This window comes from Leclercia sp. LSNIH8 (genome assembly GCF_002920195.1).
Lineage (GTDB): Bacteria > Pseudomonadota > Gammaproteobacteria > Enterobacterales > Enterobacteriaceae > Enterobacter.
On sequence record NZ_PQJY01000013.1, the window covers coordinates 1 to 20,776 of the forward strand.

Annotated in this window: 34 protein-coding genes and 1 pseudogene; 21 read left to right on the top strand and 14 right to left on the bottom strand. The window is 49.2% G+C overall.

Annotated features, from left to right (window positions below; all coding sequences use genetic code 11):
- A partial coding sequence (locus tag C3406_RS26630; protein ID WP_223367353.1) for a hypothetical protein occupies positions 1–95 on the bottom strand: 95 nt, incomplete at its 3' end.
- Positions 96–244: 149 nt separating this feature from the next.
- On the opposite strand from C3406_RS26630, the gene C3406_RS23130 reads away from it, so the two are divergent.
- From C3406_RS23130 to C3406_RS23155, 7 genes are all read left to right on the top strand, one after another.
- On the top strand, positions 245–469 hold the full coding sequence (locus C3406_RS23130; protein WP_022652349.1) for a hypothetical protein: 225 nt from the start codon (positions 245–247) through the stop codon (positions 467–469).
- A gap of 34 nt (positions 470–503) precedes the next feature.
- A complete protein-coding gene (locus tag C3406_RS23135) occupies positions 504–710 on the top strand; it encodes a hypothetical protein (protein WP_040113310.1) in 207 nt (68 codons plus the stop codon).
- Between the two features lie 229 nt (positions 711–939).
- The gene (locus tag C3406_RS23140) at positions 940–1,293 is read left to right on the top strand and encodes a hypothetical protein (protein ID WP_022652347.1); all 354 of its coding nucleotides are present in this window, start codon (positions 940–942) and stop codon (positions 1,291–1,293) included.
- A gap of 10 nt (positions 1,294–1,303) precedes the next feature.
- On the top strand, positions 1,304–1,480 hold the full coding sequence (locus C3406_RS26330; RefSeq protein WP_162859439.1) for a hypothetical protein: 177 nt from the start codon (positions 1,304–1,306) through the stop codon (positions 1,478–1,480).
- A 120-nt stretch (positions 1,481–1,600) separates the two neighbouring features.
- On the top strand, positions 1,601–1,882 hold the full coding sequence (locus C3406_RS23145) for a hypothetical protein (RefSeq protein WP_040113311.1): 282 nt from the start codon (positions 1,601–1,603) through the stop codon (positions 1,880–1,882).
- Between the two features lie 236 nt (positions 1,883–2,118).
- Positions 2,119–2,724, top strand: coding sequence for a hypothetical protein (locus tag C3406_RS23150; protein WP_015063019.1), 606 nt, complete (start codon positions 2,119–2,121; stop codon positions 2,722–2,724).
- 433 nt (positions 2,725–3,157) lie between these two features.
- On the top strand, positions 3,158–4,498 hold the full coding sequence (locus C3406_RS23155) for an ISNCY family transposase (RefSeq protein ID WP_000589001.1): 1,341 nt from the start codon (positions 3,158–3,160) through the stop codon (positions 4,496–4,498).
- 198 nt (positions 4,499–4,696) lie between these two features.
- Here the strand turns inward: C3406_RS23155 and C3406_RS23160 are convergent, their stop codons facing one another.
- The gene (locus C3406_RS23160; RefSeq protein ID WP_000830285.1) at positions 4,697–5,857 is read right to left on the bottom strand and encodes an IS30-like element ISCfr4 family transposase; all 1,161 of its coding nucleotides are present in this window, start codon (positions 5,855–5,857) and stop codon (positions 4,697–4,699) included.
- A gap of 506 nt (positions 5,858–6,363) precedes the next feature.
- Here C3406_RS23160 and C3406_RS23170 point away from each other — a divergent pair.
- Positions 6,364–6,936, top strand: coding sequence for a cytochrome b/b6 domain-containing protein (locus C3406_RS23170; RefSeq protein ID WP_001515348.1), 573 nt, complete (start codon positions 6,364–6,366; stop codon positions 6,934–6,936).
- A gap of 199 nt (positions 6,937–7,135) precedes the next feature.
- Positions 7,136–8,059 carry a cation diffusion facilitator family transporter gene (locus tag C3406_RS23175; protein ID WP_000167917.1) on the top strand — a complete coding sequence of 308 codons (924 nt, stop codon included), beginning with the start codon at positions 7,136–7,138 and terminating at the stop codon, positions 8,057–8,059.
- A gap of 121 nt (positions 8,060–8,180) precedes the next feature.
- On the opposite strand, the pseudogene C3406_RS26635 reads toward C3406_RS23175, so the two are convergent.
- Positions 8,181–8,297 (bottom strand): annotated as a pseudogene (locus C3406_RS26635) (hypothetical protein); the annotation flags it as partial.
- A gap of 24 nt (positions 8,298–8,321) precedes the next feature.
- On the opposite strand from C3406_RS26635, the gene relB reads away from it, so the two are divergent.
- The 3 genes from relB to C3406_RS23195 all read left to right on the top strand — a co-directional run bounded on the left by relB (position 8,322) and on the right by C3406_RS23195 (position 9,077).
- Positions 8,322–8,561, top strand: coding sequence for a type II toxin-antitoxin system antitoxin RelB (gene relB / locus C3406_RS23185; RefSeq protein ID WP_000534858.1), 240 nt, complete (start codon positions 8,322–8,324; stop codon positions 8,559–8,561).
- Complete coding sequence (relE, locus tag C3406_RS23190) at positions 8,561–8,848, top strand: type II toxin-antitoxin system mRNA interferase RelE (RefSeq protein WP_000323025.1); 288 nt, start codon at positions 8,561–8,563, stop codon at positions 8,846–8,848. Before relB ends, relE begins: the two co-directional genes overlap by 1 nt.
- 70 nt (positions 8,849–8,918) lie before the next feature.
- Positions 8,919–9,077 carry a type I toxin-antitoxin system Hok/Gef family toxin gene (locus tag C3406_RS23195; RefSeq protein ID WP_001447600.1) on the top strand — a complete coding sequence of 53 codons (159 nt, stop codon included), beginning with the start codon at positions 8,919–8,921 and terminating at the stop codon, positions 9,075–9,077.
- Between the two features lie 232 nt (positions 9,078–9,309).
- Here C3406_RS23195 and C3406_RS23205 read toward each other — a convergent pair whose 3' ends face one another.
- The 10 genes from C3406_RS23205 to C3406_RS23250 form a co-directional block, all read right to left on the bottom strand.
- Entirely contained in the window at positions 9,310–9,516 is a 207-nt protein-coding gene (locus C3406_RS23205) for a hypothetical protein (RefSeq protein ID WP_044713525.1), read from the bottom strand.
- Between the two features lie 39 nt (positions 9,517–9,555).
- Positions 9,556–9,906, bottom strand: a complete 351-nt coding sequence (locus C3406_RS23210; RefSeq protein WP_032610485.1) for a hypothetical protein — start codon at positions 9,904–9,906, stop codon at positions 9,556–9,558.
- Positions 9,907–9,929: 23 nt separating this feature from the next.
- Positions 9,930–10,499 carry a hypothetical protein gene (locus C3406_RS23215; protein WP_040113312.1) on the bottom strand — a complete coding sequence of 190 codons (570 nt, stop codon included), beginning with the start codon at positions 10,497–10,499 and terminating at the stop codon, positions 9,930–9,932.
- A gap of 44 nt (positions 10,500–10,543) precedes the next feature.
- Complete coding sequence (locus C3406_RS23220; protein ID WP_032610481.1) at positions 10,544–10,876, bottom strand: DUF5417 domain-containing protein; 333 nt, start codon at positions 10,874–10,876, stop codon at positions 10,544–10,546.
- Between the two features lie 124 nt (positions 10,877–11,000).
- A complete protein-coding gene (locus C3406_RS23225) occupies positions 11,001–11,249 on the bottom strand; it encodes a hypothetical protein (protein WP_050596976.1) in 249 nt (82 codons plus the stop codon).
- A 59-nt stretch (positions 11,250–11,308) separates the two neighbouring features.
- Positions 11,309–11,863 (bottom strand): hypothetical protein, encoded by a 555-nt coding sequence (locus tag C3406_RS23230; protein WP_052134036.1) that lies wholly within the window; start codon positions 11,861–11,863, stop codon positions 11,309–11,311.
- Positions 11,864–12,048: 185 nt separating this feature from the next.
- Positions 12,049–12,330 carry a hypothetical protein gene (locus C3406_RS23235; protein WP_032610524.1) on the bottom strand — a complete coding sequence of 94 codons (282 nt, stop codon included), beginning with the start codon at positions 12,328–12,330 and terminating at the stop codon, positions 12,049–12,051.
- A gap of 117 nt (positions 12,331–12,447) precedes the next feature.
- Complete coding sequence (locus C3406_RS23240; RefSeq protein ID WP_040113313.1) at positions 12,448–12,864, bottom strand: hypothetical protein; 417 nt, start codon at positions 12,862–12,864, stop codon at positions 12,448–12,450.
- Positions 12,864–13,118, bottom strand: coding sequence for a hypothetical protein (locus C3406_RS23245; protein ID WP_032610479.1), 255 nt, complete (start codon positions 13,116–13,118; stop codon positions 12,864–12,866). The genes C3406_RS23240 and C3406_RS23245 overlap by 1 nt, the downstream gene beginning before the upstream one ends.
- 10 nt (positions 13,119–13,128) lie before the next feature.
- A complete protein-coding gene (locus tag C3406_RS23250; RefSeq protein WP_050596975.1) occupies positions 13,129–13,512 on the bottom strand; it encodes a hypothetical protein in 384 nt (127 codons plus the stop codon).
- A 1,174-nt stretch (positions 13,513–14,686) separates the two neighbouring features.
- On the opposite strand from C3406_RS23250, the gene C3406_RS23260 reads away from it, so the two are divergent.
- From C3406_RS23260 to C3406_RS23300, 9 genes are all read left to right on the top strand, one after another.
- Positions 14,687–15,892 carry a DNA-binding protein gene (locus C3406_RS23260; RefSeq protein ID WP_032610476.1) on the top strand — a complete coding sequence of 402 codons (1,206 nt, stop codon included), beginning with the start codon at positions 14,687–14,689 and terminating at the stop codon, positions 15,890–15,892.
- 64 nt (positions 15,893–15,956) lie between these two features.
- Entirely contained in the window at positions 15,957–16,238 is a 282-nt protein-coding gene (locus C3406_RS23265) for a hypothetical protein (protein ID WP_032610475.1), read from the top strand.
- Between the two features lie 378 nt (positions 16,239–16,616).
- Positions 16,617–16,913: a hypothetical protein gene (locus tag C3406_RS23270; protein WP_040113314.1), complete on the top strand. Its 297-nt coding sequence runs from the start codon at positions 16,617–16,619 to the stop codon at positions 16,911–16,913.
- Between the two features lie 49 nt (positions 16,914–16,962).
- Positions 16,963–17,400, top strand: a complete 438-nt coding sequence (locus C3406_RS23275; RefSeq protein ID WP_015063013.1) for a hypothetical protein — start codon at positions 16,963–16,965, stop codon at positions 17,398–17,400.
- A gap of 81 nt (positions 17,401–17,481) precedes the next feature.
- On the top strand, positions 17,482–18,027 hold the full coding sequence (locus tag C3406_RS23280) for a hypothetical protein (RefSeq protein WP_032610473.1): 546 nt from the start codon (positions 17,482–17,484) through the stop codon (positions 18,025–18,027).
- Between the two features lie 45 nt (positions 18,028–18,072).
- Positions 18,073–18,309: a DUF905 family protein gene (locus C3406_RS23285; protein ID WP_032610472.1), complete on the top strand. Its 237-nt coding sequence runs from the start codon at positions 18,073–18,075 to the stop codon at positions 18,307–18,309.
- A gap of 537 nt (positions 18,310–18,846) precedes the next feature.
- Positions 18,847–18,987: a hypothetical protein gene (locus tag C3406_RS26230; RefSeq protein WP_154591402.1), complete on the top strand. Its 141-nt coding sequence runs from the start codon at positions 18,847–18,849 to the stop codon at positions 18,985–18,987.
- A gap of 266 nt (positions 18,988–19,253) precedes the next feature.
- Positions 19,254–19,568 (top strand): hypothetical protein, encoded by a 315-nt coding sequence (locus tag C3406_RS23295; RefSeq protein WP_015063011.1) that lies wholly within the window; start codon positions 19,254–19,256, stop codon positions 19,566–19,568.
- An 87-nt stretch (positions 19,569–19,655) separates the two neighbouring features.
- Positions 19,656–20,015 (top strand): hypothetical protein, encoded by a 360-nt coding sequence (locus C3406_RS23300; protein WP_015063010.1) that lies wholly within the window; start codon positions 19,656–19,658, stop codon positions 20,013–20,015.
- A 32-nt stretch (positions 20,016–20,047) separates the two neighbouring features.
- Here C3406_RS23300 and C3406_RS23305 read toward each other — a convergent pair whose 3' ends face one another.
- Positions 20,048–20,776: a nuclease-related domain-containing protein gene (locus tag C3406_RS23305; RefSeq protein WP_015063009.1), complete on the bottom strand. Its 729-nt coding sequence runs from the start codon at positions 20,774–20,776 to the stop codon at positions 20,048–20,050.

A 20,776-nucleotide genomic window follows, 5' to 3' on the forward strand; every position in this document is an offset into this window, starting at 1 on the left:
GCTTTGTTGTAGGTGGACCAGTTGGTGATTCTGAACTTTTGCTTTGCCACGGAATGGTCTGTGTTGTCGGGAGGATGCGTGATCTGATCCTTCAACTCAGCAAAAGTTCGATTTATTCAACAAAGCCCAATTGCCGTCGTCATTGCCCGAGTTGGTTACACCAAAAATGCGGACAAGGCCAGCCAGGCGCAGTAACTTTTACTCAGCCACCTTTCGGTGGCTTTTTTTTCATAAGGACTGACTCATGCACAACATTGAAATTTCTACCGTCGCCATTTTCAGCGCCCAGTTTAAAAACATCGAAGACGCCGAGAATGCCGGGGCCCTATATTCAGTCGACATCGAATATCCGATGACGCTGAATGACCTGTCGCTGCTGTGTGAATCCGTAGCAAAAGCCGTTGGTGTCCCTAATGGAGTAAAGTACCAGTTTGTCACTCAGCCGCAACCGGAAGAAAGTGATTATTAACGCTTATGGCGACTGGCTGAACAGGAGAAGAACATTGCCCCATGTTGATCACACCCGGACGCTCCGGGTCCAGCTGTACGATGCCAGCCGCTTTCATGATGGCGCGACGGCGGAACAAGCTGGCGAACTGCATACTGTCGCATTCAGTAAACCCACGATTACCGATGATATTCAGAAAATTGTGGATACCACTGCCGAGGTGCTCGGTAGACGCTACAGCGTTAACGTATTCTCAAACTGAGCGCCGGAGAAGGAGGTGTCCAGGTGACCTCCTTCTACCTTTTTTTAAATCAAAGACCGTCAAATTTAATTCCCCTGTCAGACGTCATCGGCACACTTAAAATAAAAACCGTCCTTTTCCCGGTTGCCATTTTCACTTTTCAGATATTCGTCAAAATATTTCACCACGGGTTATTTGGGCCAGAGGCCGTATTGATATAATGAGCTCACATTTCTGAAAGGAGTTTTAGATGAATAAGTCTCTGGTCAGCTTTGCGGAATTATCTGGCGATGCTATTAATCTTGCGCGACAGTCGGTTATCGAGATGGAAATGACCGCTGCCCGGGAAAAGATTGGAAAGGCTCGTTCGTTATTCCGCTCAGGTATTCATCGTGCTGTTAATGGCTATCCGCTGATTCAGTCGGCGGCTAACCAGATGAGCGTCATTAAACGACTCCAGAGCGACACAGAATATCTCGATGCCTGTATTACTGAGAATCTTTGTATGTTCTCGACAGAGGGTTATCTGTACCTGTTTATGCAACGCCGCTTCATTAATGAACCCGTGTCTGAAGGCCGGGAACTGAACAATATTTCCATTTAAAGGTGACATTATGAAACCATTTGGACTTGCCGGAAAACCGCAGCCTGAGCCCTGTGGCTGCTGCTGGTACTACCCGGAGGATTGCCGTTATGCTGCTGCGAAACCGCTTTACCGCCGCAGCCAGCGTAAGGCTGAGCGTCAGCGTCAGCGTGCGACTATTACCCGCACACTGGCCGAATCACGATAGCCGTAAGGACTGCTCATGCCTGGGCTGACAGTACCCTGTTACCTGGCGGCATTATCCGCTGTGAGTGATTATGATTAAATACGTCACCACGTCGATTTCCCCGATATCACCGGAGCAAAGATGAAACTCAGTCAGTTGGAGGCGGGGATGACCGTTTGGTCACTCTTCCGAACCAAAATGGGCAATACCACCATTAAGACAGTAACTCTTCATTCTGTCGTTATTCAGGAGGTTTACGATAACCACGTTATCGCCAGCTGGAACCGCAATGCGCCGCGTCGGTTCGGGGAAACGGCGATAAGTAGCTGGAAAAAAGATAAGCCGCTACTCATCCGCGACCGTTCCGGAAGTGTCCGTTTGGCGACGCGGGAAGAAAAATCCCGAATATTGGAATCAAAATAGCGCCCGTCCATCTTATCGGTTTGGCCCGTTCCGTTCTCAGCGTATTCCGGTGATGGCAGTTTTCCCCCCCACTTAACTGTAGGGAAACAAAACAGCTCATTGCATCCCACCTTCCTGCTGTCATTTCCCTCTTTATTCCCGTTTTTTTCGAGCCCTTAACCCGCAAACTAGCTCCCGTTCACCGGGTATGATCAGCGTGTCTGTGACCATTAATTTTCAGAGTGAGGAGAGGGTACATGAACCAAACTGAATCGGACCCGTCCGGATATACCGCAACAACGGTCGATGAAGAACGCATGGCCATCAGGGAACTGATCGGCGAAGTGGTCGGCCGCTACCGTAGACAGGTACCGCCTGATCGCGTCCAGAAAGCTACTTTTGAGGTGAATGGCGGGCTGCTCATGGGGCTTTTGCTTGCTCTGCTGATGCTGGTATGTATTATCCAGCGTGTGGCAACTGGCGACCGACTGATGAGCTTTACCGGAGAGCCTGACGTCCGGGATATTCAGTTTACCCTGATGCTGGTCATGGAGCTCGCACTTGGCATTGTTGTCTGGTTCCTGATTGCGACGGGGGACTATTCGCGTCCCTGGCTCTATCGTCTTACTCCGGCAAAACCCGTCTGGCTTTTTGATGAAGTGGAGGACTCCGATTTGGTGCTGCTTTCCAGCAATCCCTTTATCAAACGCTGGCTTCACGAGGAACTAACGAAAATCAGGCGACTGACGTATACCCGCCTCGATGAGAAACTGGAGAAAATCGCCCATTACCCGGATAGCCTAATGCACAGTTGTGTTCGTGCTCACCGTTTGTCACTGATCGCGGGTTCGAAGACTGACTGATTACAGCCGGAAAGAAGCGGGGGACCGGACGGGCTGGCGGCGTTGAGTGTAGAGATTTGCATCCGTCTGTTTCGTCAGCGATTACGTCAGCCGTCCGCTGTTACGGCCTGCGAGGCAGCAAAACCTGAAATACTTACTTATTAAATATTTAGGCGGTCGACCTGTTCGTTTGAAGGGGGCTGGGTGGTATAATGGCTTCGGTGCTGGAGGCTTTTGCCCCAGCCAGCAGAATCACTGTTTGACTGTGGTAAAAAGCAGAAAGCCCCGAGTAATTTTTTCAAATTAACCCGAGGCCCCTGATGCTAGTCACATTAAAGGTTAGCCTCTTACCTGCAAAAATGCAAGGAGAAGAAGCCATGTGTTAACACCAAGCTGTAATGTCCCCTTTGAACCATTCTAAAATGTCCCCAGACAATTCTCTGGGGGATTTTTCATGATCAAAGAGACTGTTACGATGAGTCATAAGGAACTCGACCGACTTCACATTATTCAGGAGTCACTTAATCGCCATATTACTCAGGAACAAGCTGCGGCACGCATTGGCATTTCTATTCGGCAGGTTAAACGTCTGGTGCAACGGTATAGAAATGAAGGGCCTTCTGGTCTAGTTTCCCGCCGACGTGGAAAGCGTCCCAATAATTCCTTTTCTACCGAATTCAGAGCAACAGTAATTTCACTCCTCAAAGGCCGCTACGCTGATTTTGGACCTACGCTTGCGTGCGAAAAATTGCGCGAGATACACGGCTTGTGTTTATCCATTGAAACTCTCAGGAAGTGGATGGTAGAGGAGGGCATATGGCGCGAACGTCGTCGTAAGTTTGCCCGAATTTATCAGCGCCGGATGCGGCGCCCATCCTACGGTGAACTCATCCAGATTGATGGCTCGCCTCATGACTGGTTTGAAGGTCGGGGCCCCAAATGCACACTGATAGTCTTTATCGATGATGCTACCAGCGCTCTGATGGCGCTACGATTCGCTCCTGCAGAAACAACCCGGGCTTACATGGAAACCCTCCGGGGTTACCTTAATGATCATGGCGTACCACTGGCTCTCTATTCTGACAGACACAGTATATTCAGAGTAAATAACCCGGAGCGGGAAGGAGAGTTGACTCAGTTCACACGTGCGATAAAGACACTGGGCATCGAGCCAATCCATGCCAACAGCCCGCAGGCAAAAGGGCGGGTAGAGCGTGCCAATCAGACACTGCAGGACAGGCTGGTCAAAGAAATGCGGCTTCAGGGTATCAGTGATATTGAAACAGCAAACGCATGGTTGCCGACCTTTATTGAAGCCTATAACAACCGGTTTGCTACGCCGCCTCGTATTGCTGATAACGCCCATCTTGATGTACACCATTCTGAAGAGGAACTGGGTTATATCTTCAGCCTCCAGGCGAAGCGCGTTCTCTCCAAAAATCTCACTTTCCAGTACAAAAGCAGTGCGTTTCAGATTCGCAGTGAAGGCCGGGGATATCGACTTCGGCATTCGGTTGTCACGGTATGCGAAAGCTTTAACGGTGAAATTAAGGTTCTGTATGATGGGAAAGCGTTGGGATGGGAAAAATATGTTGATGGCCCGGAGCCTATACCACTGGATGATGAAAAAAGTGTCCATGAACGTGTGGATAATGCCCGTTTTGATTTACGCTCAAAATTCTACGTAAAACCTAAAGCTGACCATCCTTGGCTCACGCGCCGCACGCAAAGTAATCAGCAAGTGAAGCCCCCTAAATTACCCAGAAAGAAGGCTGATCCCGATAAAATGGACTGAAACCAGGCGTTATTCAGTTGAGTGCATATCCAGTCATAGGATAGATTCTTACGTAGCGTTTCTGGCGTGCATTTTCGGGTGGTTTGTTACTGTTTTTAACGGGGACACGTCAGAAACGCGCTCAGGCCGTCTGAGCGGTACGCGTAATGCGGCGTTATGGTAAATAGCCTATGCTAATGTCCGCTAAGAGCTGTGAGTTCAACTGATGGACGCAACACACTTATTGAACCGTTCTGCGGGTGATTCATAGTCTAGCGTTTTTCTCGGCCTTTCGTTGAGCTGTCTGGCAACACTGTTAAGTCTTTGCTGGCTGTGAACCGATAAGTCAGTTCCTTTTGGAAAATATTGTCTGAGCAATCTGTTCGTATTTTCATTTGAGCCACGTTGCCAGGGGGATTGAGGATCGCAGAAGTAAACCTGAATATCTGTGGCTACAGTAAACCGGGTGTGGCTGGTCATTTCAGCGCCCCGGTCCCAGGTTAATGTTTTATAAAGTTCAGCAGGTAATTCCCGGGCTTGTCTGATGAGTGCAGATATAACCGTTATGGTCTTGTTGTCTCTGATCTTCGCCAGCATAACAAAACGGGAATGACGTTCTACGAGGGTGATTATATAGGAGTTTTTCGAGCCCTGAATCAAGTCACCTTCCCAGTGACCTGGAATGGCTCTGTCAGCCGCCTCTGGTGGCCTTTCGCTGATAGGTATCGTGTTCGGGATTGACCCTAATCCTTTCCCTTTAAGCGATGACGTTCTGGATCTACGCACTGCTCTTCCGCTTCTGAGGCATTGCTGCAGCTCTTTTTTTAATGCTCCCCGGGTTTGTATAAAAAGCGTTTTATAAATCGTTTCGTGTGACACATGCATTTCCTGATTATCCGGATAACAACGTTTCAGCCAACCGGCGATCTGTTCCGGCGACCAGTCCTGATGCATCTTCTCTGCAATGATTTTACACAATGCGGGGCTTTCAATTAGCTTGCACGGTTTTGGTCTCAGCGCATTTTCCCACGCAGTAGCATCGGCTTTTGCTGCTCGGTATTGTTTTGCACCACTGTGCCTCCTGACCTCGCGGCTAATCGTTGAGGGCGCTCTTGATAATTTGGCGGCGATGTCCCTGATGCTGAGTTTTGCTACCAGCCCTCTGGATATCTCCTCTCTTTCATCAAGCGAAAGCGCTAATCGGTGCCGTTTTCGCACGGGAGGACGGTAGCCGCCTGTCTGGTGGATAGTGGGCATAATGGAAGAATGATATCTGTCGAACATTCTGGCGATATCATGTAGAGAATCACCTTGCTTATATCTGTCCCAGATAATTGCCTTCTGCTCTGGCGTGTAGTTAATCCGAGTTCTTCGTTTCATGACAACGTCCCCCTTGATTAAGGATTGCGTTGCATCGACCCATTGAACTCACAGCGAGAAGCGGACATTGCAGACTGCCCAGTAGAAAAAGTGCTATCAGAATTATCTAAAGGAAGATCGTATTTACCATGTCTCATTCTAACTGTTTAATAAATTACAAAAATTAAAATTTCCATTTAATATCATCGCGTTAAGCAAGAGAATTAAACCTCTCATTTAATTTATGATTCTTATTTAATTCATGAGTTGGTGTAAAAATAGGTTGCCGCACTATAGAAAGACACATATTTAAACCCAGCAGGAAATCATATTTGAAAGTAATGTGTTTAAGGGGCTGCGTAACAAGAACAGCAAGTAAATACATAGTAATAACAGTTACCATTCCCATTTCGCAAGTGGCCATATCAGAGGTGAACTAATGCCTGCTGCAATTTTAAGAATTAAGGTTATCCTAATAATTCTTTTGTATGATTAAGATCATCGATAAATTTACTAAGGACTCATTAATGAAATTGCGACTCTGGAATCTATTACCCCATGATTACGCTCCTTTTTTTCGTATTCTTCACATCATTGTGGCATTTCTAATATTATCACAAATTATTAACTCTAATCTGACAGAGACCGAAGCAATTGGTGAACATAGTCTTGAAGGAGTTATAACCTGGATGCACATTATTTCAGGGTTAGGACTGATTATTTGTGGTTTTATTATGTTAAGTTGGATGCTTACTCAAAGAGGTTTTACTTATTATTTTTCATGGGTAGGGCTTGACTTTAGTGGTATTAAGCAAGATATAAAAACGTTGACTAGTTTCCGACTGCCCGATGCACATTCGGGAGGTATTGCCAGTACAATCCAAGGATTTGGAGTTCTAGCATTGCTAATTGTAGCACTTTCAGGTGGCCTATGGTTCTTGTTGAATACCATGCAGTCAAATCTGGCTGAAACAGTAATCCACTGGCATAAGTTCTTTACTACTTTCATTGAGGTCTATTTTTATGCACATGGTGCAATGGGAGTTTTGCATATTTTAATTGAAAAATATAAAAGCCGCTCAGTTAACCTAAGTGACTAATCTGTTGTGAGATAATATTACTTCAAGTTGAAGAAAACCCTAAAAATAAAATTTAGTTTACTAGAAGATGAAACAGCACTTGCAGAGACTTTTTAATTAAATTTAATAAAAACGAAAAAATATTCATGGCGAAATGATTGTTTAATTATCTATCATGGATAGAAATGTGAGTTAGTCGTCCTATTTTAGGAAGTTAATAATGACTAAAACAAAAGGGTTACCTCGTCCGCTGACGCACTACGCTTGGCTTTCCATTGCCACGGCTATTGCCACTATCGGACTCAAAGGTGTGGCGTGGAAAATGACCGGTTCGGTCGGTCTGCTATCTGATGCCATCGAATCCGTAGTTAACCTCGCAGGAGCCCTAATGGCGCTCTGGATGCTGACCTTGGCTGCGCTTCCGGCCGATGAGAACCATGCATATGGGCACGGCAAAGCCGAATATTTCTCGAGTGCTTTCGAAGGATTTCTGATCCTATTGGCGGCAGCCAGTATCGCCTATACCGCAGTTGAGCGGATGTTAACTCCACAGCCGCTTGAGGAGATTGGTCTCGGATTACTGGTTTCAACAGTCGCATCAATCCTTAATTTTGTGACGGCTCGCATTTTGTTAAGGGCTGGCAGGCAGCACAACTCTATCACTCTTGAGGCAGATGCTCATCACCTGCTGACCGATGTCTGGACGTCGGTCGGTGTCATTTTTGGTGTCGGACTGGTTTATCTGACCGGCTGGTTTTGGGTCGATCCGATCGTTGCATTGCTGGTCGCAGCCAACATCGTTTGGACTGGTTATCAGCTTATGAGTCGTTCAGCTGCAGGTCTGATGGACGTATCGCTACCCACGGAAGAACTCAAAAAAATCGAGTCACTGCTGGCAGGATATCGTGAACAGGGGCTTGATTTCCATGCACTACGTACACGCCAGGCTGGCGGGCGGGCGTTTATGACAATGCACATCCTAGTTCCTGGGCGATGGACTGTTCAATATGGGCACGACTGGGCCGAGCGTATAGAGAATGATATCCGCACCGCACTGCCTTTTATCCATATCACCACTCATGTGGAACCGTTGGAAGATCCCGCGTCAATGAACGACCAAACGCTCGACATTTCTGATCACTAAACTAACCACATGTCGCTGGTCGGGCAGGGTAACAAACCTCGCTCTACAAAAATTTCAGGTATTCTCTATAATTCTGAGGGTACTTGATGTGACCTGCGCCCAATTGTTGGGCACGCAATATTTTTAAAAAGTCCGCTTCTGGCACAAAGCGGACAGTGATCACCGTTCTTACGACTACTTTCTGACTTACTTCGTGACTTGCCCTAAGCATGTTGTAGTGCGATACTTGTAATGACATTTGTAATTACAAGGGGTGTAAGACATGGGTAGCATTAACCTACGTATTGACGATGAACTTAAAGCGCGTTCTTACGCCGCGCTTGAAAAAATGGGCGTAACTCCTTCTGAAGCGCTTCGTCTCATGCTCGAGTATATCGCTGACAATGAACGCTTGCCGTTCAAACAGACACTCCTGAGTGATGAAGATGCTGAACTTGTGGAGATAGTGAAAGAACGACTTCGTAATCCTAAGCCAGTACGTGTGACGCTGGATGAACTCTGATGGCGTATTTTCTGGATTTTGACGAGCGGGCACTAAAGGAATGGCGAAAGCTGGGCTCGACGGTACGTGAACAGTTGAAAAAGAAGCTGGTTGAAGTACTTGAGTCACCCCGGATTGAAGCAAACAAGCTCCGTGGTATGCCTGATTGTTACAAGATTAAGCTCCGGTCTTCAGGCTATCGCCTTGTATACCAGGTTATAGACGAGAAAGTTGTCGTTTTCGTGATTTCTGTTGGGAAAAGAGAACGCTCGGAAGTATATAGCGAGGCGGTCAAACGCATTCTCTGAACCAAAGCATGACATCTCTGTTTCGCACCGATGGTGACACTTCTGCTTTGCGTTGACAGGAGAAGAAGCCATGAAACTGCCGAACCAACCCGTTGTTTTGTGCGTATTGATAGTATGTCTTACGCTGTTGATATTCACCTGGCTTACGCGCAATTCGCTCTGCGAACTGCGGCTGAAAGACGGTACGCGGGAAGTGTCGGCTGTGATGGACTACGAATCCGGTAAGTAGCTGAAAGAGGGGGGTAACCCCCCTCGATTCAGATGTGGCCAGCAAGCCAATAGCACCTTTAGAAAAGGGTTTCTCCGGTCGGGGAAACCCTTTTTTCCTTCCGTTCGGTGGCAGACCGCCACTCAATTACCCAAGGCATTCAACAGTCTCAGTGGAATACCGTCGGATTAAAATTCTCCCCAGAACGGCTGCGGCTCGCACTGGGTACCTCCTCCTGCGTCCTGTTTAATTCTCAACGCCTCAATTTTTCGAGGACCCGCCGCATTTTCCGAACCTGGCTGGTCGTGGAGAGAGTACTGGTTTGTGGATGACATGCACTGGTCTTCTCATTGGGCTGTAGCTCATAGGACATAGCCAGTGCGGTCAGTGCTTCTTCAGCATCCAGCAGAGCTTTAATGGCCGTCTGGCGCATCTCTGCACGGCGTTCAATTATGGTCATGTTTGTCCTTGCTGCATCCGGTAAAATGACGCCGGGTATTCAGTCTTTCACGTTTTTCAGAATGGCCTGGCGGCAGGCATTCCAGATCGTCTGGGCATTCGCATCGCAGTCCACGAACCCGCCGCATTCCTGATAGATGACCTGGTAGACGCTGTCTGGGATCTTCTCCGGTACAACCGGGGAAAAGATGCTGACGGATGCCTTTCCTTCGGCGGCGTCACAGACGGCGTCCAGATGATTCGCCATCCATTCGGTTAAATTCAGATCCTCCTGAATTGCCTGCGCCTTATAGCGTTCTTTTCTTGTTACAGTGGCACGCATCTGAATTTGTACGCTCGCAGGCTCTTCGCCCTTCATCGCATTCTGAAGTGCAGATTTGGGCTGTTTCATCTTCGTTTTCATTTTCAATCGCACTATTTGGAAAGCGGCTTGTCTTCAGTGGGCTGAACCGGGGCTGTCTCCCCCGGCGTAACCAGCACACCAGCTTCACTCAGCACATGTCTCCACTGCTCATCCCGGTAGGCCGTTGCGGCGTCGGCAGAATCAAAGCATTGGTCGCAGGGCGGAGAATTTACGGTAACCAGGCTCACTACCGGCTTAACGTAGTACGCTCTTCCCCGTGGATAATCTTTTCCACAAGGGGCATAGAGCTCCTCGTCCCCACCAACACGGCGGAGGTGGAATTCTGGTTGCTGGCTGGCCTGCTCGGACAGCTTCACGGATGCCGTCTGCCAAGCTGCGATAGCCCGGGTCATGTCGCTTTCATGCCTGGCAAGATCTGCATCCCGGCGAGCCAGTAGGTGCGCGATAATATTGGCTTCATCGTAATTGATGACCGCCATTAGTTGACGGGTCGCTTCATCCCAGTCCTGTACTGCGGAGCCATCCAGTGGATTAGCGAGGTGCGCCTGGTATGTCGTACGGTAATTTGCGGCAGCACCTTCCAGCTGGTGCAGTTTTTCATCCGATAGTTGTTCGGTCATTGCACAGTTCCTTTTAGATGCAGGCTCAACGCTTGCATTAAAATTCATGCCGTCTGTTTGGCTGCGGCTTTACGCTGGGCGGCGATATGGGCGGCAATCTGCTTTTTGAGGCGCTTATAGTCAGCCCTGAAGCGTGCCACGTCATCGATCTCAATCATGTACCCGCAGCTGTAACCGGCATGCCCAAACGCATCGTCATCTTCGTAGTTTGGACAGTGATCGCTTTCCCAACCCGCTGCATCCAGCAATTCATCAATAGCGACGAGGTGTGCCCTGGGCGCATTCTCAATGATGAAGTAGAGCGAGCGACCCCAGAAGTGGCTGCGGGTACCTTCGATTACAGCAGTGTCGTTCGTGGTCTGGCGGGAAAGTTTCATTGGATACTCCTTTGCCCGGAGCCGCCGGGGCGGGGGTGTGATGTTCACACCTTGTGTTTGCAGTATGCGGTCCTTTTCAGGCAACCGGGAAAGTAACTTTTCGCTGCTGCTGGTGGACTGTCGCCTATTGCTCGCCAGCCTTTTTCTTTAGATAGTTTACGTCTGACTCATCACATACCTGATCCATATGACGCTGAATCCATGCCGAGATAGTCAGGCCATTACGCTTCGCCTCACGGACATAGCGTGATTTTTTCTCCGGGGTCATACGCATCTGGACCAGTGCCGTTGCTTTGTCGGCCTCATCTTTTTTCGCGTTATCGTTGCCCTTCATATGGATCGCGTTAACGTGCTTTTCATTGTTATCGGTCATAGTGTTCTCGGTCAAACAGAGCCGCGTAGTGCGGCTCCCAGGGGGAGAGTGCAGCCGTGTCATGTCGCTGTTGAAACCGTCGGGTCAGGGGCCAGTCCTGTGGCGAGGTTTACGGAAACGTTCTGCACGTTAGAATGAATTGTCTGGTCAGGCTGTTGGTCTGTATTATGGACGACGGTGTCTGATGGATTGTCAGCCATTCGAACAAGATCACCGGCCATAACTTCGTGCCGATGATCAAGCATGACTATGCCAGTCCGTGCCTGGGCACGGGGTGTGCCGTTAGCGCTGCGGATGAATGCACTTCGAAATCCCGTCACGGTACGAACAGTACCCTTGTCCAGGACCCGCTGGCCCGACTCCAGAGTCTCAGCTGCGGCCGCATGAAATTCCGCCACGGCAGCAGCAAACCACTTTTCGAAACGGGGAGCAATGGTCTTCACGGCAAGCGAGGTACAGGAATAGACCTGTTCAACCTGCTTAGAACCGTTTTTATCGGTAAAGGCGATAATGCCGATTCGGCCACAGTTAACGGTGTAGAAGGTTGGTCTGAAGCCGTTGGTGAGGAGTGATTTAACAGCTGAGAAGAAAGCGGATTTAAGCATCGGTTTCATGGGGTTATCCTGTATGCCCGGAAACGCCGGGGCGTGCGGCCAGAGTGCCGCTGTGTGATTAAATATACAGAATCAGAGTTGTTTTGTCAATACAAAACAACGGGTGCTTTTTCCACCTGATAGCTGTATTTATTTTTTAAATCAGACTGTTAAAGTTGTAATGAGCAGTGCAGCAGCGGGCTGAGTCAGCCCACCGAGATCACCGCCGTTGTGGCTAACTCCTGCCCACGCCCGGTCAGCCGTACGCGATAGAAACAGCTCTGTTCTAACCCACTTTTCAGAGTGAACTCAATCAGGCCCAGCCGGAAGAGGGGTGGCAGACTGGGGGCATTAACCGGAAAATATCCCAGCGTACTGAGGCAATCTGGACGCTGCTCCATCCCTTTCTTTCCGTTGCCCTGCATCAGGTAGCGGGTTCCGGTATTCAGCCGACGCAGAGTATAAATTTGGGCGTTAGTCAGCGTCATGATCATCGCCCTCTTCAGTGGAAGAGCTGACCGGCTGTTTCCAGCCGCAGTGACAGTCCTGTAGCGTTCCATCCCCCCCTTCAAGGTACGCCAGGCACTCGGGGCAATACAGCTTCATTACCACGGGACCACCTCGACATGTTCACCCAGCCAGGCCAGCTTCTCGCGAAGCAGTTCGGCGGCATGCATCTGGTCTTCGGCCCAGAATGGAGCGAGTCCCATAAATTCGCACCAGTACGCCAGACCGGATTTTCCGTCGTCCCGGTAAGTCCAGACCGCCTGGCCGTGACCCACGCCGGAGTCGACGGTTACATACAGCCCGGGCATGCATTCACAGGGCTCCTCGCAGTCGCAGGTGCCACTCTGGACCACGCGTACTCGTCTCAGCTTCACTGCGGTACGCAGGCGCAGGAGCTCCTCCAGCGCATCAGCGTCGAATTTCGTCGTGCTGACAAGGGTGTTTGCACTGGTTTTACGCAGCGCCTGAATACGGGTGCGAAGCGCATCGTTGCTGATAGTAGCCTTAATCATCATTATTCCCCCATCTCACCCAGCTGCTTGCGGATTGAAACGCTTTCCGCACGGAGTTCATCTTGTTTTGCCAGCAGGAAACGTTTTACAAGCGCCATCGCGTCCAGAAATTCAGTGGGCTCACATTCAACCCGTTCGCACACGCTCTGAACGGCTTCCGTCACCAGCGGCATTACGTCCAGCGCTGTCTGCATTTCCGAAATCACAGAGGAGTTGCCTGCGTAACGGGTTGCCAGTGACAGAGTCTCTTTGCTCATGGATCGCTCCTTATGCCGAGACCGGACGGACAAACAAGTCATGCGCCCCATCTGCCAGCGGCTCGCAGTAATCACCGAAACCGTCTGGCACAATGCTGCCATCGGCCACGATGCAGGAAGCCACCGGTTTCTGTGCCCGGTACGCTGCCAGTTCGGCTGCGTCGACTTTCGCGCCATCGGTCAGGTCAAAATGCAGATCGTCATACGCAGAGCCGTTCAGCTCTTCTTCCAGACTGATAGCCGCATTCAAGGTAGCCAGCGCATCAGCGACGTCACGTGAGTTGATTTTTGCGTCGCGCAGCTCTAGCTCAAAGGCCAGTTGCAGGCGGCGTACAGCGACGATGTGGGACTTATGCTGGGACAGACGAATGAGGGTGTCGATATCGTGGGTCATGATGCTTACCTTATGCCCGGAAACGCCGGGGCGTTGGTGCGGATGCCGCGCCATGGGATTACTATGATCTTCTGAACTTCTATTGTCAATACAATAGAAAACAACGTTTTGAGGATTTTTTATACAGGACGGATGCTGCGGTAAATTCAGTTGCACACAGTCATTAGCCCCTGCATTTACAGAAGATGGAGGCGGTTTAATCCAGGAGCTGACATCTTGATATGGACGCCAGCCGTCACAGCATGATTCTGCCCGGGGACACCGCGCCGAGTGTGACCTCCCGCAGACGGAAGAAGAGCGGGGGAGAATGTGCCCCTTCTCCCTGCGGTGGTCGCTGGGTTCAATATAGGATTGAAATTCCCCGCTTATCGACCAGATGTGGCATGCGAACAGGGTAGAATACTATTCCGGATTCACGAATTATCAGCGCCAGCCGGTGACCCGCTGACGTACCCGCTGCAACCTGTGCCGAAGGTGTCGACATGATTAAAAAGGAATGTATGAAAGAACGTACACAATCCCCGGGTGAGTCGTTTGCTCACGCTGAGTTTATGGAGAAAGTCTTTACCAACTTACGGATGTTTTGTGACGCCGAATACCGACGGTTAGCCACAGGTGAGAAAGAAACCCAACAGTCGCAACCGGAAAAGACCATACATTCGCATTATCTCGTGTAAGACCCATGCCGCCGTATCCTTTCCCGATGGCCGGGCAGATTTAGCCTGGCCCGATTTTAATTCCCTCATTCTACCTGCCCCGCGTTGAGATGTTCGACAGTGATCCCGGTTATTCTTTTATAGCGATAGATAGATTGCCATTCCATATTTTGGAAAAGTAACTTTAGATGCCTTGTGACGCCGCAGTTCCCCTCTTACTCATCTTCCCTTCAGCGCATGTAACACCTTTCATGCTGACGGTTCTGCATTATTGTGGGTTCTTGCAGACGGAAAAGTAACTTTTTCGATAAATTCCGGCTTTTTGGTACCCGATTTCACACTAAAGTTAAATTTGGCCTCCTTAGCGAAAAATTAAAACGGACGGATCACGTACTATTACCCCGGGAAAAAAAGTTACTTTTTTTTTCGCCTCAGGTTATTAGGAAATGAATCGAACCTGGTATTGTTGTGTTGTAGCGAACAACCACCCTAAACGAAAATTTAAAAGGAAGGCCACAATGTCCACTATCGAAAATGATGTAAAAACCGCTAACAACGATATCAGCCTGCGCACTTACCTGGAGCGTTCCGGTAACGGCGCACGCAAAAGCAATGGTCTGGTCATCAACCCGGCAGTGGTCGAAGAGGAAGAAGGTTTTAACACCCGTACCGCTGGCATGGGAGAAAGCTACTACTCCTTACCCCACGTGGTAGCCCACCTGAACAGTCTTAAAGAGTCCTATAAGTCTGAGCCTTTAAGCGTACCAGCTATCGTCGTGCAGGTTCTGAATGGTCGTCCTGTTCTGCGTCAGGGGGCATGTCGTATCCGCGCCGCCGCTATGGCAAACATCGAGCTGGCAGAGGAAGGGCGTGAACTGATTTCGTTAATTCGCTGCGAGGAGTTTCGCGGTAGCCGCGCCAGTGCCGAACAGTTTACGCTGGACGGTAACTCTAATCTGGCTCTGTCTGTCGTGGCTGAGGCGCTCTCCATCAAACGGATGGTCGAAGATGCTGAAGAACCTAAAACGTTCGCAGAACTGGCCAAGCGTCGCGGTAAAACAGAACAGCACCTGCGTCAGATGGTTCGCGTCCTGGACCTGCCTGAAGCCCTCCAGGTTATGCTGGTGACAGGGGAAGTGAGCATGTATGTCGCGCTGGATGAATATCTCTACAGCGGCGATAAGGCCGTGAATAATATCACCAAAGCCATCGACGTCTATGGCAAGGCGACGGCCAAAACCCTTAAATTCGTCAAAGCTGGCAACATTGATGCAGCCATGCAGCCGAAAGCGCCGGTCGTGCAGGAAACGAACGCAAACACCCCTGAAACCACCGTGACGGAACAAACATCCGTCGAAGGTACTACGGATGAGACCACCCCGCCGCAGCTGGTGGACGGGAATGTTGGGACCAACCCGGAGCCAACTCCGGAAAACACCCCGGAGCCGAAGGCGAAAGATCCGATCAAAACGCCAGAGCCTAAAACTGTATCGGTCTCCAGCGTACTCAACAAAAAGACCGTGACGACGATTGCGGACACGGCAATCCCGCTTTTTTCGCGTATTGCGGAAGAAGCAGAACAACGTGCCGCTAAGAACCTCAGCGACGATACGTACACCTTAGTGCTGACCAATGATGAGATGAATGCCATCTGTGAAGCCCACGGCAATCTCACGCAGTACCTGCGTAAGCATGCCGAAAAGCAGCAACAGGGCCAGGCATGATTTTCTGACCGACCCTCCACCCGGTAGGGTCGGTTACCACCACAGGTCAAGGAGAAACAGGGTAATGAAGAATATCGCGATCAACGTCAGCACGAAGGCACCATTGCAGACAGTTAAGGACCCTGTGACCCGGGTCAGCATTCAGTGTACGGCGAAGGATGAGAAGGGCGAAGACGTGGAAGTGAATATTCTCGATCTGGAGCAGCACCACACCACCAACGAAATTAAAGTGACTTTTGGCGGCTCCCCCTCCCAGGCGCTGACCATGCTCAGCCGGGTGATGGACGTGCTGCAACAGCAGGCGGACGCAGAGCTGCAACTGAATTCTTACGCTCGTTTGCAGTAAACGTAAAAGGTGAATGATCCGTTTTAATAAGTACCTGCAAACCCCATGGATACCGATTTGACGAATGGCACACCCATTTATAAATCTTAACCGCCACTGAACAGGCAATAAACAGAGTTATTGTGAACTTACATCCGAGGGAAAATAGGTGGCTACCAGCTTTTAGGATGGTGATATTCAAATAACTGCAAAATTACGAATTAGCAAGCGTATTGTAGGGAATACATAATGGTAGAATAAGATATGGTTTTAATAATTTACAACGCTTAAATCCACATTCGTCCATATTTAATATTTATGGGAATTTAAAAATATATTCAGTGTAGGTTATTAGCTAGCAGGTCGAATTTTATATAATACCAAAAAACAGGAGGTATTATGAAAACCAGTCTGGCTTACGCATCTAATTGTTCCGACTCTCTCTATTCCTTTATTTACAAGGCACTGCAACAACGCTCAGGTGCCGAAAATGAAAGTCTCTATCAGCAGGCTATTTCAGCGTGCCGTACTCCGAAGCAAAAAAAGAAAATGGCCGGTTACTACGCCGGTCCGTGGCAGATGCTGTTTAACGCCTGGTGTTACAACCGCCTACCCAACATTGCCGTACTGCCCGTGTTGGCACAGCAGTGCTTATCCTTTTTGCAGTGCGAAGAACTGATCGCCGACTGGCACTAATCACATTATGTCCTGCTGGTGGATGCTGGCAGGTCTGGAGTACCTTTAAATGTACAGATATGACAGGAACCGGCAGTCGTTCAACCTGGTCAATGCGCTTCAGCCGGTCTATCGCAACAACGGTGGCGGTTTGTTTGAGTTCGACCGCAGGAAGCAACATGAAACGGCTGATCTCATCTTCGAGGCACTGACGTTTTCCCAGGCGCCCGAACTGGAGCTGGCGAAATTTGTCCGTCTTAAATCTGTGCGCCGAATTGCACAGTTTGACGACGGTGAAGTGCGCTATGGCGTTCACGTTGAACTGGCCGACGCTGTTGATAATAATTCCTTCAGAATTTTCAAAGATGATAATACAGGTGGATTTGATTTTTATTTATTTTCTACTTCAAATAATGAAGCAGAGCTTGTCCGCTTTAATCTGGATGTCTGTGGTATTCATTTACAGGACATTTTTGAACGGTCAACCGGCTTGTGTCTGTCGTACTGAATTATTTATTAAATATTTCACTTCAGGTTATTAGCCACGAAACCGATTGTGGAATAATAATAAAAAACGACGAGGTGAAATATGAAAAATCTTAATATTCAGATTAACGACATCGCAGCAATTAACACACTTGGTGGATCAATGCTGGCGGATATCATCGCCACCCAATATAAAGTAATTGGTGATAACAAAGACACTGCGGAAATGCCTATGCCGTGTATTGCTTACGGGCAGACCCCTGCAAATATCGACCCAGGCGTCTTCATCAACCGTGTGTACTGCTTGGACAGTCAATCGCTAAGTGCCAGCCTGCGTTACGAGCTGTTTAACGGACTTGCGAACCAGGCGTTTACCTTCTTCTGCCAGTCGGGCTGGTACGGTGCATTCCGGGTGGTGTCTTTCCGTGATAACGGACCTGCCGGACTCCTTAATATCGGCATTGTCCATGAGAAGGTGTTAAACGAATTTTGCGCCGATTTTCCCCGGGCTAATGTCAGCGAAACCGGCTTTAACTGCGGCATGACGTTTGACCAGATCCGGATGTTTATTTCAGACCGGGCCTATCAGATGCCGCTCTACAACAACCAAGATCACTTCGTTAAACTCGCGAAACGCCTTGTGGCCTGACACCCAGTGCCAGGCTCAGGCCTGGCCATTATGAAGGAAATGCCCATGAGCGGATTTTTCAGCAACGAATCACCGTTATCACTGGCTCAAGCCCGCGCCGTTGCCGCCGGTTACCAGAACGTCTTTATCGAAAACCTCCAGCCAGCAGGCCATTTCCAGATTGCCATCCGTAATCATCGCGACCACGATCGCCAGCTGATCTGGCGTAACTGGAATTATGAACCCGATGCCTATGATGCGCTCAATAGCCACCTGCAAAGCCACGGACTGAAGGCCAGCTGATCAGCACAAGAACCCGGTAACTCCGGGTTTCTTTTTATGGACTCAGCTGTCAGTGCTGGCAAACGGGGAAGGGAGTCTGGGTCTGCCCGGGGCCCACAGCTGGTGGTATAAGTCTGACCCGCATGCAGATGGTTTCGCCCGGTGCCGAGATGGCGCCGGGGAACTGAAAAGGTATCTTGCATCCGGAAAGAAATCGTCGTGACCTCCCGACCTGCGTGTAGATATGCCTGGCGGATGCCTGCGGTGTGTCGTCTGTAACTGAACTGAGCCATCTTAATTCGCGATCGAGAGAAAAGGGACGTGCTAGCAAAAATTAAGCGCGAGGGACTTTGATATAAATACTCAGACAATTAACGATGACTCACAGGATTTCACTGGTGCTTATGATTCTCCATATTGTTTTAACCCTCTATGTGGTTGTATGTCTTTTCTGCTGTCTATTTTTGAGAGCCCGTAATAAAAAGGCACTTTGCCATTCCCAGACCGAAGGGCGTCGGTATACGCAGGATAGTAAGAGAGGGGGGATTGCCGACGGAAATGGTTCCTTCTTTACCCCCGATACCTCAGGCGGTGATGGTGGATGTGGGGGTGGTGGTGACGCTGGTGGCGGATGTGGGGGTGGTGGTGATTGATGCTGTTCGCAGGCGTCCGCTGGTGGGGAGCTATCGACATTGGTAATTTTGACGGTTTTTTTCGTAAAGGTTGCGGCCGTGGGCTCTGGCTGGTGGGGCGTGAAGTCAGAGAATCTAAATTAAATCCGTCGTGCAGAAAAGTACCTTTTCTGAATCTGTCAGACGCATCCGGAAAGAAAATATCTCTCGGGGCAGCAAAGGCACGCCGGAGGTGATTTGCAGATTCAAGCGGGAAAGTCTATTTTTCATGCACCGAACCTATTTGGGCTGGGACGGAACCTGGTATAATGGACACATACAAAGGAGGGCATTATGAATACTTTTCTTTACGTACTGGTAGGCTGGATTGTCGTGCTGTATCTGGTTAATAAAGTGCGCGAAAAACGCAGCAAAGCGAAAGCGGTTAAAATCCTGGTGAAACGCAATGGCGTTTATCAAGAAGTGGATGCCGTAATGTTGCCCAAATACCAAGGCAGCGATGTGAGTACAGTTAAGACAGGCAATGAATCAGCCTCGCAATGGTTGAATAAAGAGGATGATATTACTGAACCGGAGTACTACAGTGGCGCTTCATTATTGAAGGCAACGAGAGATTTTGAAGCTCAACAAATGGAACAAAAATTCTAGCTACACTAGCCAGTTTTCACGACTAGGAACTGTTAGTTGAACCCTATTCATTCAGATTTAATAGGGTTGGACGGGAGGAGTTTAATAATGACAACGGCCAACGTAACCACCACTACTATCTACCGCTCCGATGATATTGTGCCTTTTCGTCGGCCACAGGGCGTTCTGGATAATCGTTATATGCCGCAGGCTTATGCTCTGGTACGGAACTGGGCCAGCAAACCAGCGGAGTACGGTTCTGGTGTTCTGGCAACCTACAGACAGGCGGTAGTTAATCTTGCGTATCAGGTTAAAGGGACTCGTGTGATTTTAATTCTGGTTCCCATTGAATGTGAGCCGGTTGGCGTAATCATGACTGACACAGTCTTATGGCCGTCGCTACCCATTGGGGAGGTCATGCAAATTATGCAGGAAGCATGGCAAAATATTCCGGTGTTGAATCCATAAAAAAGCCCCGCATAAATTAGCAGGGCTTTTTTTTACTTTGTCGAACCGAATATTTTACCCGGTAGATTCCGAAGAAAGCGCAAAAGGTTATAGGTAATACGCTGCTCCAATCGCATAGTTGTTTTGTATCTGGTGGTAACGTTGTGGATATGGTCCAGATCAGTATAAAGGCCAGGAGGCTTTCTCTTTAACTTCAGCTCCCCACGGATATAACTTACTGCCTCAGGCTTGAATACAGTTAACTGGCGCCGCTCAGTGACTTTCCGAACAAAATCACCCATACCCATGCAAAGCCAGTCTGGCTTCTCACCTTCAAACTTGCAGGGCCCGTTAATGATGACAACATTGATACACTCCAGTTCGCTGGCGCGTAATGTAGACTGAATGGCCTTGATGTGACCGTAGTTTTGCCTGAACGGGTTTTGTAACTTTAGTGTCCCTGACGATTTCCATTTTCGCCAGTGGCTTTCATCCAGCTTCCCATAGAGCTTTCCAGCATAGTTCTTCTGCTCGATGACGTAGAGCCCATGAGAGGCGATAAGGACGTGATCAATCTGCGTGGTGCCAGTGGCACTAACCGGCAGAGTTAAATCGCTCAGAAGGCCTTCTGCATCATCAGGAAGGTACGCTTCAATTTGCTTGGCCGTCCTGCGTTCAGCAATGGCTGACGATACGAATCCCATCAAGCAATAAAGCACAATGAGTACCAGGGCAATAATACTTATTGCTATCACCCGCCACGCCATCAGGATCACGTCCAT

What these genes read in the sequence shown, in the direction of transcription:
- C3406_RS23130 (WP_022652349.1), top strand. Translation starts at nt 245, where the DNA reads ATGCACAACATTGAAATTTCTACCGTCGCCATTTTCAGCGCCCAGTTT.
- C3406_RS23140 (WP_022652347.1), top strand. Translation starts at nt 940, where the DNA reads ATGAATAAGTCTCTGGTCAGCTTTGCGGAATTATCTGGCGATGCTATT.
- C3406_RS26330 (WP_162859439.1), top strand. Translation starts at nt 1,304, where the DNA reads ATGAAACCATTTGGACTTGCCGGAAAACCGCAGCCTGAGCCCTGTGGC.
- C3406_RS23145 (WP_040113311.1), top strand. Translation starts at nt 1,601, where the DNA reads ATGAAACTCAGTCAGTTGGAGGCGGGGATGACCGTTTGGTCACTCTTC.
- C3406_RS23150 (WP_015063019.1), top strand. Translation starts at nt 2,119, where the DNA reads ATGAACCAAACTGAATCGGACCCGTCCGGATATACCGCAACAACGGTC.
- C3406_RS23155 (WP_000589001.1), top strand. Translation starts at nt 3,158, where the DNA reads ATGATCAAAGAGACTGTTACGATGAGTCATAAGGAACTCGACCGACTT.
- C3406_RS23160 (WP_000830285.1), bottom strand. Translation starts at nt 5,857, where the DNA reads ATGAAACGAAGAACTCGGATTAACTACACGCCAGAGCAGAAGGCAATT.
- C3406_RS23170 (WP_001515348.1), top strand. Translation starts at nt 6,364, where the DNA reads ATGAAATTGCGACTCTGGAATCTATTACCCCATGATTACGCTCCTTTT.
- C3406_RS23175 (WP_000167917.1), top strand. Translation starts at nt 7,136, where the DNA reads ATGACTAAAACAAAAGGGTTACCTCGTCCGCTGACGCACTACGCTTGG.
- relB (WP_000534858.1), top strand. Translation starts at nt 8,322, where the DNA reads ATGGGTAGCATTAACCTACGTATTGACGATGAACTTAAAGCGCGTTCT.
- relE (WP_000323025.1), top strand. Translation starts at nt 8,561, where the DNA reads ATGGCGTATTTTCTGGATTTTGACGAGCGGGCACTAAAGGAATGGCGA.
- C3406_RS23195 (WP_001447600.1), top strand. Translation starts at nt 8,919, where the DNA reads ATGAAACTGCCGAACCAACCCGTTGTTTTGTGCGTATTGATAGTATGT.
- C3406_RS23205 (WP_044713525.1), bottom strand. Translation starts at nt 9,516, where the DNA reads ATGACCATAATTGAACGCCGTGCAGAGATGCGCCAGACGGCCATTAAA.
- C3406_RS23210 (WP_032610485.1), bottom strand. Translation starts at nt 9,906, where the DNA reads ATGAAACAGCCCAAATCTGCACTTCAGAATGCGATGAAGGGCGAAGAG.
- C3406_RS23215 (WP_040113312.1), bottom strand. Translation starts at nt 10,499, where the DNA reads ATGACCGAACAACTATCGGATGAAAAACTGCACCAGCTGGAAGGTGCT.
- C3406_RS23220 (WP_032610481.1), bottom strand. Translation starts at nt 10,876, where the DNA reads ATGAAACTTTCCCGCCAGACCACGAACGACACTGCTGTAATCGAAGGT.
- C3406_RS23225 (WP_050596976.1), bottom strand. Translation starts at nt 11,249, where the DNA reads ATGACCGATAACAATGAAAAGCACGTTAACGCGATCCATATGAAGGGC.
- C3406_RS23230 (WP_052134036.1), bottom strand. Translation starts at nt 11,863, where the DNA reads ATGAAACCGATGCTTAAATCCGCTTTCTTCTCAGCTGTTAAATCACTC.
- C3406_RS23235 (WP_032610524.1), bottom strand. Translation starts at nt 12,330, where the DNA reads ATGACGCTGACTAACGCCCAAATTTATACTCTGCGTCGGCTGAATACC.
- C3406_RS23240 (WP_040113313.1), bottom strand. Translation starts at nt 12,864, where the DNA reads ATGATGATTAAGGCTACTATCAGCAACGATGCGCTTCGCACCCGTATT.
- C3406_RS23245 (WP_032610479.1), bottom strand. Translation starts at nt 13,118, where the DNA reads ATGAGCAAAGAGACTCTGTCACTGGCAACCCGTTACGCAGGCAACTCC.
- C3406_RS23250 (WP_050596975.1), bottom strand. Translation starts at nt 13,512, where the DNA reads ATGACCCACGATATCGACACCCTCATTCGTCTGTCCCAGCATAAGTCC.
- C3406_RS23260 (WP_032610476.1), top strand. Translation starts at nt 14,687, where the DNA reads ATGTCCACTATCGAAAATGATGTAAAAACCGCTAACAACGATATCAGC.
- C3406_RS23265 (WP_032610475.1), top strand. Translation starts at nt 15,957, where the DNA reads ATGAAGAATATCGCGATCAACGTCAGCACGAAGGCACCATTGCAGACA.
- C3406_RS23270 (WP_040113314.1), top strand. Translation starts at nt 16,617, where the DNA reads ATGAAAACCAGTCTGGCTTACGCATCTAATTGTTCCGACTCTCTCTAT.
- C3406_RS23275 (WP_015063013.1), top strand. Translation starts at nt 16,963, where the DNA reads ATGTACAGATATGACAGGAACCGGCAGTCGTTCAACCTGGTCAATGCG.
- C3406_RS23280 (WP_032610473.1), top strand. Translation starts at nt 17,482, where the DNA reads ATGAAAAATCTTAATATTCAGATTAACGACATCGCAGCAATTAACACA.
- C3406_RS23285 (WP_032610472.1), top strand. Translation starts at nt 18,073, where the DNA reads ATGAGCGGATTTTTCAGCAACGAATCACCGTTATCACTGGCTCAAGCC.
- C3406_RS26230 (WP_154591402.1), top strand. Translation starts at nt 18,847, where the DNA reads ATGGTTCCTTCTTTACCCCCGATACCTCAGGCGGTGATGGTGGATGTG.
- C3406_RS23295 (WP_015063011.1), top strand. Translation starts at nt 19,254, where the DNA reads ATGAATACTTTTCTTTACGTACTGGTAGGCTGGATTGTCGTGCTGTAT.
- C3406_RS23300 (WP_015063010.1), top strand. Translation starts at nt 19,656, where the DNA reads ATGACAACGGCCAACGTAACCACCACTACTATCTACCGCTCCGATGAT.
- C3406_RS23305 (WP_015063009.1), bottom strand. Translation starts at nt 20,776, where the DNA reads ATGGACGTGATCCTGATGGCGTGGCGGGTGATAGCAATAAGTATTATT.